Below are 13968 nucleotides of genomic sequence, written 5' to 3'. Positions count from 1 at the left end.
CTATGAGTTTTTCCAATCAGACAGTATACGTTGCTTATTCAGTGCTAACCACTGTAATGAGATAACTGTGGCAGCATTGTCTATTTCACCTTGCTCTAAACGTAACATAGCCTCATCGTATGACATTACATGAGTTTTGATATCTTCATCTTCATTATCTAGACCAAAAATTCCACCTTGATACCCAGCTAAGTCAGTGCGTGCTAAATATAAATACAAACGCTCAGTTGTACCACCTGGGCTTGAAAGGTAAGACATCATAAATTCTAGCTCATTAAGCTCAATGCCCGCTTCTTCAAATGCTTCTCGCTTAGCAACATCTTCGTAATCAGTACTGCCATCAGCCATGCCTGCAATACACTCAAGCAACCAAGGTGACTGCTTGGATGCTAACGCACCTATTCGGATTTGCTCGATTAATAAAACTTGGTCGGTCGTAGGGTCATAAGGAAGTACTGCAACAGCATGACCACGTTCTAATATTTCGCGTTTAACTTCTACCGATTTACCACCAGCAAACAATGCATGATGAAAGCGATAAGTATTAATTTTAAAGAAACCATCATAAACACGCTCAATCGGCTTTAACTCTATGTCATCATGGTTAAATTGTGAGATTGCTGATATTTTCATTCACTATTTCCTTTACGTTTTAAGTAAATGTTACGGCCAATTATATTCTGTTACACTTGGACATGCAGATTTACGTAATTTTTTTTTGGTTATTCATTAAAAAAGAGTACCATGGTGACAGTACAAAATTGTCTAAGGACTGAACGAACAATGAAAAAAACACTACTCGCTGCGCTGATCGGGTTTTCAAGCGCACTGACTGCAACAGCTAGTTATGCTGAAGACTTACTGCAAGTATACGAGATTGCTACGGCAAACGATCCTACCGTACTTAAAGCAAAAGCCCAAGCAGATGCGCAAGCCTATGAGAGCGATCGCGCGTTAAGTGCACTATTACCACAAATTGGTTTAAGCCTTGGTTACCAATCAACCAAATCAGATCTTTATGACGGTAATGATGCAACGGGTTATACCGGTTATGACTATGATCCTGATGAATTTAGCCGTAGTATCAGCTTAAACCAAACACTGTTTGATTTAGGCGCATGGAATTCACTTGGTATTGCAGATAAACAAGCACTACAAGCAAATGCTCAGTACGACTTTGCTCGCCAAGATTTAATCGTTCGTGTTGCTGAGGGTTACTTCAACGTACTAAGTGCAATCGATAACCTTGAGTTCGTACAAGCAGAAAAGCGCGCTATCGAGCGCCAATTGCAACAAACTAAAGAACGTTATGCGGTTGGTTTAACAGCGATTACTGATGTTCACGAAGCGCAAGCTCAGTACGATAACTCTGTTGCGCAAGAAATTGTTGCTAAGAATAGTGTTGAAACAGCTCGTGAGCAGCTTCGCGAAATCACAGGTAAATACCACGCTAAATTAGATATGTTGAATACCGAAACGTTTTCAACGGTTGCACCTAAAAAACAGTCAACTGACTACATCGAAATTGCAAAAGACAACAACTTAAATCTGCAAGTTTCAAAAGTCACGGTTGATATTGCTAAAGATCAAATCGATTTAGCAAAAGCGGGGCATTATCCGAAGCTAACATTAAATGCTTCATATGGTGACAGCCTAACTGACTTAAACAGTAACTCACATAAGCCACGTGAAGATAGTGCTAAAATTGGCGTAAACTTTAGCCTGCCTATCTACTCAGGTGGTGCAACTACCGCTGCAACTGAGCAAGCTCGTGCTTACTATGTCGCGGCAAGTGAAGACTTAGAAGCAAGCTTACGTGCAGTAACCCGCTCAGTTATCACATCATACAACCAAGTGGTATCTGACATCGCAACTTATAAAGCGCTACAACAAGCTGTTGTTTCTGCTGAAAGTGCGCTTAAAGCAACTGAAGCAGGCTTTGAAGTTGGTACACGTACTATCGTAGACGTACTGATCAGCACGCAAAACCTTTATAATGCAAAAAGTAATTTAGCAAACGTTCGTTACCGCTATGTTGTTTCAACACTTCGTTTGAAGCAAGCTGCTGGTACACTAACAAGCGAAGACCTTGCGGCAATTAACCAAGGTTTAAAAGAAATCTAGTAATTTCTTCTAATGAGTCCTTATTTAAAAGCCAGCCTCGTGCTGGCTTTTTTGTATTTTTAAAGACATACAGTTAAACTAGCTTTTTTATTTTCAGAGATTTTTTTGTGGTTAGTTCATCTCCTTTTAAGGCGTCTTTTTTAGGCCCTCGTTACTGGTTAACTTGGGTTGGCGTGTTCTTTTTATATCTTATCTCTTGGTTACCACATAAATTACAACTAGCGCTTGGAAAACTACTTGGTCGTTTAGTACACCGTTTTATGAAGCGCCGCCGTCATATTGCTGAAGTGAATATTCGTTTATGTTTTCCTGATATGCCAGAACATGAACAACGCGAATTAGTACTTAAAAATATGGAAAATACTGGTATTGCAATGATGGAAACCGGCATGGCTTGGTGGTGGCCCCAGTGGCGTATCAATAAAGTGTTTGGTTCAGTTAAAGGTCTTGAGCACTTTGAAAAGGCTCAGCAAGCAGGTAAAGGTGTGCTGTTACTTGTGCCACACTTTTTACACTTAGAAATGGCGAGCCGTATTATGGGTGTAAAACACCAAGGTATTGGCTTTTATCGCCCACACAATAACCCTTTGATGGAATATTTCACGACTAACGGTCGTCTTCGTTCAAACGAATACTTAATTGGCAAAAAAGATGTCAAAGGCTTATTAAAAGCACTTAAAAATAAAAAAGTTTGCTACTACTTGCCAGATCAAGATTACGGCCGTAAACGCTGTGAATTTGCCCCCTTTTATGCGGTAAAAGAAGCAGCAACAACAACGGGGACGCTGCTATTTTCAAGTAGCCGCAACTGCGAAACGGTGAGTTTAACTAGTCGTCGTGATGAAAATGGTCGCTACCACCTAGAAGTGTTACCTGCTCTTGAAAACTTCCCAAGTGGTGATGATCTTGTTGATGTTACTCATGTAAATCAACGTATGGAGCAAGCCATCGATTTAGCGCCAGAACAGTACATGTGGCTACATCGCCGCTTTAAAACCCGTCCAGACAAGAATGCCCCTTCTTATTACAAGTAGAGTGACATTTTGCTGTTTGTATGGTTTTATAAAGCTAATCAACAACAAGAGTATTAGAAATGTGGTTCTGGGTTAAGCATTTATCACTAGCATTTATTTTAATTGCTGCTGCTATTTACTTTTTATTCGGTAGTGGTCCAGTAATGGACATGAAAGATACTAAGAATGCTGCGGCACAAGGCTTATCGCGCTTTTATGCAGCACTACGTAACCAAGTAAATGACAAAAATAACGAACGAGATAAGTACGTTCTTAAATTGCCTACGCCAGAAACCAGCCTTGATGTAGCACTTTTTGAACGTGAAAAAGTAGTCGATCCTTCATCGCCAAACTGGACTGGAGAGATTCAACCACGTCGTTTTGAAAGTGGTAATACTCTAAAAGATGTACTCGCGGATTATGCCCGCCACGAAGATATCGTGCTGTACTGGTATTTAAGTAAAGACTATGTGGTAAAAGACCATTTTCGCGTTGATAGTAATTTTGTCTCAACACTTTACCAAGTTGGCCGCGCCATCAACGATGATTTCGAAAATGAGGTTTACACTTACTTCTGCTTTAAGCAAAGAGCAGCGGTAATAACCGAGCTGCCCTCTGCTTATGTGCGCGAAAACTGCCGTCGCTTAAAAAGCTAAAACACCTGCTGCCACGCCTGACTTACTAAGTCGATGTGCTGAGTTAACTCAGCACGTGGCGCACAACGCCCTTGCTGATTCAAACTCATCACATGATAGCGTGAACGATACGCAATATACGCAGTGATTAACTCTTGCTGCATTTGTTCACTGATACAATCCAAACGAGCTGCATCAGCTAAAATACGCACATTATCAGACCAAGTAGTTAGCTCAGGGTGCTGCATAGCATTATTCAACACCAAGTACTGAGTGATAAACTCAATATCTGTAATACCGCCCCTATCTTGTTTTAAGTCAAATAGCTCATCATTCCCTTTAGCAAGGTGAGCGCGCATTTTTTCACGCATCTCAACGACATCTGTTTTCAGCTTTTCATTATCGCGGGCTTGGCATAAAACGTCTTTGCGAATTTGTGCAAAACGCTCGCTCAATGAGGTTTGCCCATAAATCATTCGTGAGCGGACTAGTGCTTGATGCTCCCAAGTCCATGCTTGAGTTTGTTGATAGTGATAAAAGCTTTCTAGATTAATAGCCAGTAACCCAGACGCTCCTTCAGGCCTTAAGCGAGTATCAAGCTCATACAAAATGCCAGAAGCGGTGCGAGTATTGAATAAGTGCATTAAGCGCTGCGCCAGCTTTAAGTAGAACTGCCTAGAATCAATCGACTTATCACCATCAGTGTAACTGCTACCATCGTGGTTATGCACAAACACAAGATCAAGATCTGAATCGTAACCGACTTCAAAACCGCCCGTTTTGCCATACGCTATCACTGCAAAGCCTTTTTCTTGCTCTGAAGTATTCGCTGGCTGACCAAAGCGCTCAACACAGGCATGCCATGCTATATTTACAGCTTGCTCTACAATAGCCTCAGCAAGCGCAGTAAGGTGATCACTTACTTTCATTACACTAAGAACACCTGTTGCATCTGCTGCGGCAATACGTAATTGATGTGTTTGTTTAAACTGACGAAGTGCTTCCATTTGCAATTCTAAGTCACCATGCTCAATGCGTAAGAAATACTGTCTAATTTCATTTTTGTAAGCAGACAGAGGCGTCGGTTTATAGAGCACCTGAGGATCGATCAGCTCATCAAGTAAAATTGGGTAGCGAGAAATATGCTCACCTATCCATTTACTATGACAACAAAGTGAAACCAGCTGATTTAACGCACCGGGATTTTCGTATAACAGCTCCAAGTAGGCGGTTCGTGAAATGATCTTATTCAGTACTTGGCAAATCATGGTAAAGGCATCACAGCTCGCTTTAGTTACAGTGAGTTGTTTAAGTAAAAGCGGCATTAATTTATCGAGGATATCACGACCTCGACTGCCAATTTTCGCCTTAGTTAATCGCGCTTTAAAATCTTCAAGCGCCGGTTGCCAATCAAGGTTCGGCTCACACATCAGGCTAACATCAGTCATTTCCCAAGCGCTAATATACTCACTTTCACAAGGATCCGCCGTTTCACTTTCAAAGCCAATCACTTGTTCGAATTCACTATGTACTTGGGACATGGTCTGCTCAATGCTAATTAAACACTGATTAAAATCTTCTTTGTTGAGCAAATAACATAAACGTTGTTGGTTTAGCTCGTCATCAGGCAAGGTTTGCGTTTGTTTATCATCGAAAATCTGTAGGTACTGCTCAATTTGACGTAAATCTAAATAGTTCTGTGTTAATAACTCAGCTTCTTTATTCGACATAACTTGGTTGTTTACGAGCTCTTTTAAAGCAACCAATAATGACTGAGTTTGTAAATTAGCTTCACGCCCTCCTCGCACCATTTGCAGAGCTTGCACTATAAACTCCACTTCTCGAATGCCGCCTGCACCCAATTTAATATTGTTTGTAAGGCGCTTTCGGCGTACCTCTTGAGCAATCATTTGCTTCATTTTACGTAACGATTCAATCACCGAGAAATCAATATAGCGACGATAAACGAACGGGCGAAGCAATTCATAAAACTCGTCCCAATAACGATTTTCTGAGCCAATTAAACGCCCTTTTAGCATGGCATAACGTTCCCACTCACGCCCTTGCTCTTGGTAATAGTCTTCCATTGCATTAAAACTCATCACCAAAGGCCCACTTTCACCAAATGGGCGCAGACGCATATCGACCCGAAATACTTGGCCATTTACCGTAGTTTGGTTAAGCGCCATAATTAGTTTTTGCGCCACTTTAGTATAAAACACCTGGGCTTCAATGGAGCGGCGACCACCTTGTGTTGCAACATCGCGTGGATAAGAGAAAATTAAATCAATGTCAGATGAGTAGTTAAGTTCTCCTCCGCCAAGTTTCCCCATGCCTAAAACTAACATTGGCATTGCATTACCGTCATCATCAAGCGGCATGCCGCTGACTTTAGCTACTTGTGCAAATGCCCATTGATTAGCACTATCGATAAGCTGGTTTGCAAGCGCTGAGATATAAGCAATACTGTCAGCAATTGGGTTAGCACAACACAAATCAAGAAAAGCCACTTTCAACCAGTACTTTTCGCGATATAAGCGCAGCTTTGCCATCGCTGCATTGTCGTCAAGTTCGCTAATTTCAGCACTGTTTAACGGAGCTTCAATCTTACGGTTAGTGAGTTCATTATCATCTAGTAACCAATCTTTTAGGTCTGGTTGAGACTGTAAGCAATTCCACGCAAAGTCACTTAAAGACAATAAGTTAATAATTTTCTCTTGCTCCGCTTGCCCTTTATACAGGCTCTCGAAGCGGGTTTGGCCTAACTGATGTAGTGACTCGGTAAGCGCGTGTAAATTACTCATTAAATACTCTCTTTTAACTTGCCAATAACCGTACTAGAATGATTATCAAAGAATTATTTAGCAGGGACCTGCATGTCATATTTATCACTATCTAACACTAGTTTAGTCGCGATTGCTATTAGTTTCGCTGTAATTTGCGTCACTATAGTACTGCTACGTATTCTAACGCAAATCAAAGCAAAACAAGCGCTTAAAGAAGAGCTTGCACAGCATGATAACTTTGCTATGGGGATCAGCTTTGCCAGTGAGATCATGGTTGTTATTGCTACCATTGCCTATATATTTGATGAAATTAGCTTAAGTGCAGCGCAGTCTAACCCGCTCAAGGTCCTATTACTTATTGTGCTGTTATTTAGCTTTATCAAAATAGGTCACTTAATTCACCGTAAATGGATTTTGCATCGCTTTAACGAAGAAGCGGCCATATTAAAACAAAATGTCTGTGCTGCTTTAGTCGACTCAGGCATGTTAATCGCAAACTGTATTATTGCTCTTGGTCTATATAACTGGTGCCATACCCAAGGCTATAGCAGCTTGCTGATCGCCACTGTAAGCTTTTTTGTGCTGCAAGGTATGTTTGCCCTTGATAGTAAAATCCGAGAGTATCGCTTTGCCAAAGCCAACCAAGGTGCATCGCTACAAAGTAATTTTAATCTTGAAAATACTTCTATTGGTATTCGCTATGCGGGTAAGTCTATTGGCCTAGCACTTGCGGGTTATGCTGGTCTTGCCAGTGCATCCTTTATTAGTGGTAAGATGGTAGAAAATTTATTCACTCTAGTATCTCATTGCGGTGCAATGTGGGTATTGTTGTATATTTTGAGCTATATTATTAAATATATATCTTTACCCAATATCGACACATCGTTAGAAGTAGACCACCAAGATAACATTGGCATAGCCTGTATTGAGTTTGCCGTTTTCGGTGCAATAGGCTATTTACTAATAAGTATGTTTTCAATTTGATACGGAAGTTCTTGAATCGTGAGGCGTTATGCCATTTAAAGTTAATAATTATTTATTAGTTGATATCGATAATGAGTTTAGTCGTGCATTTGCTCAGCACTATTTTGCAAATGCCGAAAACTCAACCCTTGTGGTGGCTGGAGCTAATAGCCGTAGCATGGTAAAGCTCATGTTCGATCAACTCGTTAAAGATTATTGCTACTGTGATTTTAGTAATGAGATTAGTGTTTCAGAATTAGCTAGCTATTTACATGAACATCACAACATACAAGGTGTATTGATAAACCAAACTGACTACCAACTGGCAGACGACGCACAAAAGTTTATCTATAACTCATTGCACAAAATACGTTACTTAGTGCAGCAAGAAGGACAAGGCTTTGGCTTTACTCCCTGCCCTGATGCAGCTCACATTAATCACTTATCTTGCCAATCTGAAATAGCCGAAACAACTGCCCACGCCTTAACTGCCAAAGATGAGTTTAAATAACAAATAAATAATTGCACCTAAACCGCTGTATACTTACCATATTGCTAAAATTATTGATAAGTGACAGCCATGCGAGTTCCACATATTTACCAACCCTCAGCGATTTCTTTAAACACACCATTAGCACTTGATGATGATGCAGCAGGTCACATTGGCCGTGTATTACGTATGCAAGTCGGTGATAAGGTCTCGATTTTTAATGGTGAAGGAGGTGAATACCTCAGTGAGATTATTGAAGTCAGCAAAAAAAATGTGGTGGTCGAGCCACAAGAATTTATTGATCATAATGTTGAATCGCCTTTAAAAATTCACTTGGGCCAAGGTATTTCTCGTGGCGATAAAATGGATTTCACTATTCAAAAATCTGTAGAGTTAGGTATCACAGAAATCACTCCTATTTTTAGTCAACGTTGTGGTGTAAAACTCAGTGGCGATAGACTGCAGAAAAAACACCAACAATGGCAAAAAATTGCAATTGCTGCAGCAGAACAATCTGGCCGCAATTATGTACCTGTTGTACATCCTCCTATCGATATAAAAGAATGGTTAGAGCAAGCAAGTGAAGCAAAAAAACTCACCTTACATCCACGTGCTGAGCACAGCATTAAAACTATTCATGTGCCTAGCGAGGGCGTGCGTTTTTTAGTGGGTCCTGAAGGTGGTTTTACCGATGAAGAAATCGATATAGCTAAACAACAAAATTTTGTTGATATTCGTTTAGGCCCTCGTGTTTTGCGGACAGAAACAGCGGCCCTGACTGTGTTAAGCGCACTGCAATTACAGTTTGGCGATTTAGCGAATTGAAAACCGTAAAAACACCCATATATCAAAGTAACAAAACACAGTATGGCATACGATTCTAAGGCAAAATAATGGCAATTAAGTTAGGCATAATCTCTGATCCAATAAGTGGCTTTAATATTAAAAAAGACACTGGCTTTGCAATGATGATGGAAGCACAAAAGCGCGGTTACGAAATTTACTACATGGAAATGGATGACCTGTCTCTGCGTCAAGGTCAAGGCTATGCAACTGCAGCCAAAGCCCGTGTTTTTGATGATGTAAATCACTGGTACGAGTTAGAAGAAAAAGCCGCTATTGCTTTAGCTGATTTAGACGTAATTTTAATGCGTAAAGATCCACCTTTTGATACTGAGTATATCTACGCAACCTATATTTTAGAGCGTGCCGAGCAAGCCGGTACTCTTATTATCAACAAGCCTCAAAGCTTACGTGATGCCAACGAAAAGCTATTTACAGCTTGGTTTAGCGAACATACCCCTGATACGTTGGTAACTCGAAGCCAAGCAGACATTCGTGCATTTTTAGCTGAGCATAAAGATATTATCTTAAAGCCGCTTGATGGCATGGGAGGGGCATCTATCTTTCGTGTTAAAGAGGATGATGCGAATATAGGTGTGATCTGCGAAACATTAACCGAGCATGGTAACCGTTTTGCAATGGCACAAAATTATATTCCTGAAATCAAACAAGGCGACAAACGCGTACTTGTAGTTGATGGTGAAGTGATGCCATATTGCTTAGCGCGTATTCCACAAAATGGCGAAACGCGCGGTAACTTAGCAGCGGGTGGTCGTGGCGAAGCACGCCCTATTAGCGACTCTGACCGCAAAATTGCTGAAGCAGTTGCGCCGACATTGAAAGAAAAAGGCCTTATTTTTGTTGGTCTAGATATCATTGGCGACCGCTTAACTGAAATCAATGTCACTGCGCCAACGTGTGTAAAAGAGATTGAAGCTGCTTATGATATTTCAATCACTGGTCACTTATTTGATGCCATTGAAAGAAAACTGAGCCATACTTAATTTAAACAACAAAAGGGGCGACCTATGCAGTCATTAGAGAATCATTTCTTAATCGCGATGCCGAGCATGCAAGACCCTTTTTTTAAGCGTGCTGTCACTTATATTTGTGAGCACAATCAAGATGGTGCAATGGGCTTGGTGATTAACCAGCCTATCAACATCACTGTGGGCGAGCTACTCGATAAAATCGAAATTGATAACGACAAAAGCAAACAAGCTGCAGGCTTAGCTGTGTATGCTGGCGGACCTGTAAAAACCGATCGCGGGTTTGTTTTACATTCGCCAAAGCCTGGTTATGCAGCGAGTCAAAAGCTCAGCAGTGACATTATGATCACGACCTCAAAAGATGTGTTAGCAAGCTTAACCACAAGTGAGGCACCTGATCAATTTATTATCACTCTTGGCTATGCTGGCTGGGATCAAGGCCAATTAGAACAAGAGCTGTTAGAAAACTCCTGGTTAATTATCAAAGCTGATCCTGAAATCATATTTAATACTCCAGTCGAAAAACGCTGGGAAAAAGCGGTTTCTATGCTCGGTTTTGATGTCGGGCAATTAAGCTCTGAAGCAGGCCACGCTTAACATTTAAAATTTTAAGACTATGACAAAACGAACTTTTAAGCCGGTGGGTGAACGCACCGTAATGGGTTTTGACTTTGGAACCAAAAGCATTGGTATAGCTATAGGTCAAGAACTCACAGGAACAGCATCAAGCTTACAAGCAGTAAAAGCGAAAGATGGTATTCCTGATTGGCAGCTCATTAAAAAGCAAGTGGACGAATGGCAACCTGATTTAATGGTAGTTGGTTTACCGCTTAATATGGATGGTACGAATCAAGAGGTGACCTTTAAAGCGAAGAAGTTCTCTAATCGCTTACACAACCACTTTGCTATTCCGGTTGAAACTCAAGACGAACGACTAACGACTGCAGATGCCAAAGCCCGTTTATTCGAACAAGGTGGCTATCGAAACCTTGGTAAAGGCAATGTTGATAACATGTCTGCAGTGATCATCTTAGAAAGCTTCTTTGAACAATTTTACGGCGACTAGCGATCTTCGTTAATCACAATATAGTCTTTTAAATCTGGAATAAAGCCTGCCTCTCGGTAGGCTTTTTCAATTGCACCTGATTGACGAAGTTGTGCAAGCCCTTTTTGAATTGCAGCAAAGGCTTCTTTGCCATCGGGATGACTCTTCGAAATGATAAAGTGGCGGCTATCTTTAAGCTGAAGTAAAAGGTTAGGCACAGCAACCAATTCAATATTCTCTAAGGAATAACGATTATTGAGGCTGGGCATCAGGGGCATCATCATAAAATCAACCCACTGCATCGATACAGTGCGGACTTGTCCTAGCCACTCGTCTTCTCTAAGTAATTCTTTCAGTGGCAGAGCCGATAACGTTTGCCAATCGGTTTGCCAGCGTGGCGTTGACACCGCAGTTAATTGCTTAAAGTCAGTAAGCTGTTTTATTTGCAGCGCTTTTTTATTGTTCGGTGAGGTAAAAATGCCCGCAAAATACTCACCATTTCGAATCACAGGATCTGATATGTACACCGACTCTGCAAGCGACTTTGCATCAACAGACCATACACTATCAAAGCTGAGTAAAAGCTGGCCATCTTCTAACAGCTTGGTATTACGGTAATTAGCATTACCTTTGTGGTAGCGAAATGGCTTAGTGTAGCCGCCTATATTCAATGCTTGTTGAGCTATGATCATATCGACTACATCGCGACGAATGTAAGCACCACTGAAGTCTTTAACTTCAATAGGCTTACGACCATTCAAAAAGCGACTGTAATCGTCATAAACATCATCGCGAATAAAAATAACCACACCTTTATTGTCATTACCGTATACATGAAACGTACTCACTAATAGTAATAACCAGCTGATTAAACTTACTCGCAATCCCATTTATGTGTCACTCTTTCCATCAAGACCATCGATAGTCACGCCTTGTAAAAAGCCTGCGCCACTTTGCTCATTGTTTTGTAGCTTAATCATTAAGCGTAGGTCATTTGGCGAATCAGCATGATGCAACGCATCGGCGTAGTTAATGCGACGCTGCTTATAAAGCTCAAACAATGCTTGATCAAAGGTCTGCATACCCATTTCTTTCGATTTCGCCATGGTTTCTTTGATAGAACCAACATCACCTTTTTTAATAAGCTCTGCCACCATAGGTGAATTTAGCAAAATTTCGATAGCAGCTACACGTCCTTCGCCATCGGCAGTTGGAATCAACTGCTGAGCAACAATAGCGCGAAGGTTAAGTGCTAAGTCGTATTTTAACTTATCGTGCTTTTCTTTAGGTACTAAGTGCATAATACGGTCGATTGCTTGGTTAGCATTATTCGCATGCAGTGTTGCCACACACAAGTGACCTGTTTCTGCAAAGCTTAATGCATACTCCATGGTTTCTTGTGAGCGTATTTCACCAATTAAGATTACATCAGGCGCTTGACGCAACGAGCTTTTTAGCGCTGATTCGAAGCTTTCTGTATCTAAACCTACTTCACGTTGAGTAATGATACTTTTACGATGCTCGTGAACAAATTCAATAGGATCTTCAATCGTTAAAATATGACCTCGCTGGTTGCGGTTACGATAACCTAAAAGCGCAGCGAGCGAGGTCGATTTACCCGTACCTGTACCACCCACAAACAGAACTAAACCACGTTTAGCCATAATCACATCGGTTAAGGTTGACGGCAACCCTAGCTCATTCACATCAGGTATCTGAGTCACGATACGACGAATAACCATACCAGCTCTGTCACGCTGCCAAAAAGCAGAAACACGGAAACGGCCCTCATCAGTTGCAATCGCAAAGTTACACTCTTTAGTATCATGAAATTCTTTACGCTGCTTATCGCTCATGGCTGACTCAACCAAATCGAGTGAAGCTTCATCAGAAAGCTTTTCGTCGGTAAGATGTACTAGCTCACCGTTTATTTTTGCACTGACAGGCAGTTGGCTAGAAACAAACAAGTCAGACGCTTTTTTGTCGATCATAACTTGTAAAAAATGATTTAAAGGTAAAGACATTTTAAATAACTCCGTTAACCACCAAACTGGGTTTTATCCTGTGCTTTAGCACGCGCATCATTGGTTGTAATAATACCGAAGTTAACTAAGCTTGCTAAACATTGATCCATGGTCTGCATTCCATGGGACGCACCGGTTTGAATTGATGAATACATTTGCGCGATTTTATCTTCTCGGATTAGGTTTCGGATAGCAGGAATACCTATCATGATTTCATGGGCTGCTACTCGGCCACCGCCCACTTTTTTAAGTAAGGTTTGTGATATTACGGCACGTAGTGATTCAGACAACATTGAACGCACCATGTCTTTTTCTTCACCAGGGAATACGTCAATGATACGGTCGATAGTTTTTGGTGCAGAAGTAGTATGCAAGGTACCAAACACCAAGTGACCTGTTTCTGCCGCGGTCATCGCTAAGCGAATTGTTTCAAGGTCACGAAGCTCACCCACCAAGATTACATCCGGATCTTCACGTAATGCGCTTCTAAGTGCATTAGAGAAGCTATGCGTGTCACGGTGAACTTCGCGTTGGTTAATGAGACTCAGCTTATTCTCGTGCACGAATTCGATAGGATCTTCGATAGTTAAAATATGGTGATGCTTATGTTGATTAATATAATCAACCATCGCCGCTAAGGTAGTTGATTTACCAGAACCAGTCGGGCCTGTAACCAACACTAAACCACGCGGATTATCGGAAATGGTTTTAAAAATATCAGGCGCACCTAAGTCATCAAGCGTTAAAACATCACTTGGGATAGTACGAAACACCGCCGCTGGGCCACGGTTTGAGTTAAATGCGTTTACACGAAAACGCGCAAGGTTTGGTACTTCAAAAGAAAAATCCACTTCGAGATTTTGTTCGTAGTCCTTACGCTGATTATCGTTCATAATATCGTATACCAGACTATTTACATCTTTTTGTTCTAATGCTGGAATATTAATACGACGCACATCACCATCAACACGTATCATAGGTGATACGCCCGATGACAAGTGTAAATCCGAGGCTTTGTGTTGCACACTAAAGGCCAATAATTCGGTAATATCCATT

14 protein-coding genes are annotated in these 13968 nt (G+C 41.1%); 9 read left to right on the top strand and 5 right to left on the bottom strand.

The annotated features are described in order from the left end of the window. Positions 1–633, bottom strand: coding sequence for an NUDIX domain-containing protein (locus tag QUE86_RS11000; protein ID WP_130049629.1), 633 nt, complete (start codon positions 631–633; stop codon positions 1–3). 150 nt (positions 634–783) lie between these two features. On the opposite strand from QUE86_RS11000, the gene tolC reads away from it, so the two are divergent. The 3 genes from tolC to QUE86_RS10985 all read left to right on the top strand — a co-directional run bounded on the left by tolC (position 784) and on the right by QUE86_RS10985 (position 3793). Next, positions 784–2124: an outer membrane channel protein TolC gene (gene tolC, locus QUE86_RS10995; protein WP_130049630.1), complete on the top strand. Its 1341-nt coding sequence runs from the start codon at positions 784–786 to the stop codon at positions 2122–2124. A 107-nt stretch (positions 2125–2231) separates the two neighbouring features. Next, positions 2232–3158: an LpxL/LpxP family Kdo(2)-lipid IV(A) lauroyl/palmitoleoyl acyltransferase gene (lpxL, locus tag QUE86_RS10990; RefSeq protein ID WP_130049631.1), complete on the top strand. Its 927-nt coding sequence runs from the start codon at positions 2232–2234 to the stop codon at positions 3156–3158. Positions 3159–3217: 59 nt separating this feature from the next. Then, on the top strand, positions 3218–3793 hold the full coding sequence (locus QUE86_RS10985; RefSeq protein ID WP_130049632.1) for a TcpQ domain-containing protein: 576 nt from the start codon (positions 3218–3220) through the stop codon (positions 3791–3793). On the opposite strand, the gene glnE is transcribed toward QUE86_RS10985, so the two are convergent. Continuing rightward, the gene (glnE, locus tag QUE86_RS10980; protein ID WP_286257186.1) at positions 3790–6576 is read right to left on the bottom strand and encodes a bifunctional [glutamate--ammonia ligase]-adenylyl-L-tyrosine phosphorylase/[glutamate--ammonia-ligase] adenylyltransferase; all 2787 of its coding nucleotides are present in this window, start codon (positions 6574–6576) and stop codon (positions 3790–3792) included. The two genes, QUE86_RS10985 and glnE, sit on opposite strands and share 4 nt — an antisense overlap. 72 nt (positions 6577–6648) lie before the next feature. On the opposite strand from glnE, the gene QUE86_RS10975 reads away from it, so the two are divergent. From QUE86_RS10975 to ruvX, 6 genes are all read left to right on the top strand, one after another. After that, positions 6649–7542, top strand: coding sequence for a DUF350 domain-containing protein (locus QUE86_RS10975; RefSeq protein ID WP_130049634.1), 894 nt, complete (start codon positions 6649–6651; stop codon positions 7540–7542). A gap of 28 nt (positions 7543–7570) precedes the next feature. After that, the gene (locus QUE86_RS10970) at positions 7571–8032 is read left to right on the top strand and encodes a hypothetical protein (protein WP_130049635.1); all 462 of its coding nucleotides are present in this window, start codon (positions 7571–7573) and stop codon (positions 8030–8032) included. A gap of 69 nt (positions 8033–8101) precedes the next feature. Continuing rightward, positions 8102–8836, top strand: coding sequence for a 16S rRNA (uracil(1498)-N(3))-methyltransferase (gene rsmE, locus QUE86_RS10965; protein ID WP_286257182.1), 735 nt, complete (start codon positions 8102–8104; stop codon positions 8834–8836). Between the two features lie 68 nt (positions 8837–8904). Then, entirely contained in the window at positions 8905–9858 is a 954-nt protein-coding gene (gene gshB / locus QUE86_RS10960; RefSeq protein WP_130049637.1) for a glutathione synthase, read from the top strand. A 24-nt stretch (positions 9859–9882) separates the two neighbouring features. After that, positions 9883–10440, top strand: coding sequence for a YqgE/AlgH family protein (locus QUE86_RS10955; protein WP_130049638.1), 558 nt, complete (start codon positions 9883–9885; stop codon positions 10438–10440). Between the two features lie 19 nt (positions 10441–10459). Continuing rightward, a complete protein-coding gene (ruvX, locus tag QUE86_RS10950) occupies positions 10460–10909 on the top strand; it encodes a Holliday junction resolvase RuvX (protein ID WP_130049639.1) in 450 nt (149 codons plus the stop codon). On the opposite strand, the gene QUE86_RS10945 is transcribed toward ruvX, so the two are convergent. Genes QUE86_RS10945 through QUE86_RS10935 form a run of 3 tightly spaced genes read right to left on the bottom strand, consistent with a single transcriptional unit; the run spans position 10906 to position 13967 of the window. Further along, positions 10906–11778, bottom strand: coding sequence for a hypothetical protein (locus QUE86_RS10945; RefSeq protein WP_286257179.1), 873 nt, complete (start codon positions 11776–11778; stop codon positions 10906–10908). The two genes, ruvX and QUE86_RS10945, sit on opposite strands and share 4 nt — an antisense overlap. Next, complete coding sequence (locus QUE86_RS10940) at positions 11779–12912, bottom strand: PilT/PilU family type 4a pilus ATPase (RefSeq protein WP_286257177.1); 1134 nt, start codon at positions 12910–12912, stop codon at positions 11779–11781. A 14-nt stretch (positions 12913–12926) separates the two neighbouring features. Continuing rightward, a complete protein-coding gene (locus QUE86_RS10935; protein WP_130049642.1) occupies positions 12927–13967 on the bottom strand; it encodes a type IV pilus twitching motility protein PilT in 1041 nt (346 codons plus the stop codon). Between the last annotated feature and the right edge of the window lies 1 nt (position 13968).

This window comes from Pseudoalteromonas apostichopi, from assembly GCF_030297135.1.
GTDB classification, from domain to species: Bacteria; Pseudomonadota; Gammaproteobacteria; order Enterobacterales; family Alteromonadaceae; genus Pseudoalteromonas; species Pseudoalteromonas apostichopi.
This window is presented reverse-complemented; position numbering and strand designations above follow the sequence as displayed.

Coding starts and splice junctions, on each gene's coding strand:
- QUE86_RS11000 (WP_130049629.1), bottom strand. CDS start 633: ATGAAAATATCAGCAATCTCACAATTTAACCATGATGACATAGAGTTA.
- tolC (WP_130049630.1), top strand. CDS start 784: ATGAAAAAAACACTACTCGCTGCGCTGATCGGGTTTTCAAGCGCACTG.
- QUE86_RS10985 (WP_130049632.1), top strand. CDS start 3,218: ATGTGGTTCTGGGTTAAGCATTTATCACTAGCATTTATTTTAATTGCT.
- glnE (WP_286257186.1), bottom strand. CDS start 6,576: ATGAGTAATTTACACGCGCTTACCGAGTCACTACATCAGTTAGGCCAA.
- QUE86_RS10975 (WP_130049634.1), top strand. CDS start 6,649: ATGTCATATTTATCACTATCTAACACTAGTTTAGTCGCGATTGCTATT.
- QUE86_RS10970 (WP_130049635.1), top strand. CDS start 7,571: ATGCCATTTAAAGTTAATAATTATTTATTAGTTGATATCGATAATGAG.
- rsmE (WP_286257182.1), top strand. CDS start 8,102: ATGCGAGTTCCACATATTTACCAACCCTCAGCGATTTCTTTAAACACA.
- gshB (WP_130049637.1), top strand. CDS start 8,905: ATGGCAATTAAGTTAGGCATAATCTCTGATCCAATAAGTGGCTTTAAT.
- QUE86_RS10955 (WP_130049638.1), top strand. CDS start 9,883: ATGCAGTCATTAGAGAATCATTTCTTAATCGCGATGCCGAGCATGCAA.
- ruvX (WP_130049639.1), top strand. CDS start 10,460: ATGACAAAACGAACTTTTAAGCCGGTGGGTGAACGCACCGTAATGGGT.
- QUE86_RS10945 (WP_286257179.1), bottom strand. CDS start 11,778: ATGGGATTGCGAGTAAGTTTAATCAGCTGGTTATTACTATTAGTGAGT.
- QUE86_RS10940 (WP_286257177.1), bottom strand. CDS start 12,912: ATGTCTTTACCTTTAAATCATTTTTTACAAGTTATGATCGACAAAAAA.
- QUE86_RS10935 (WP_130049642.1), bottom strand. CDS start 13,967: ATGGATATTACCGAATTATTGGCCTTTAGTGTGCAACACAAAGCCTCG.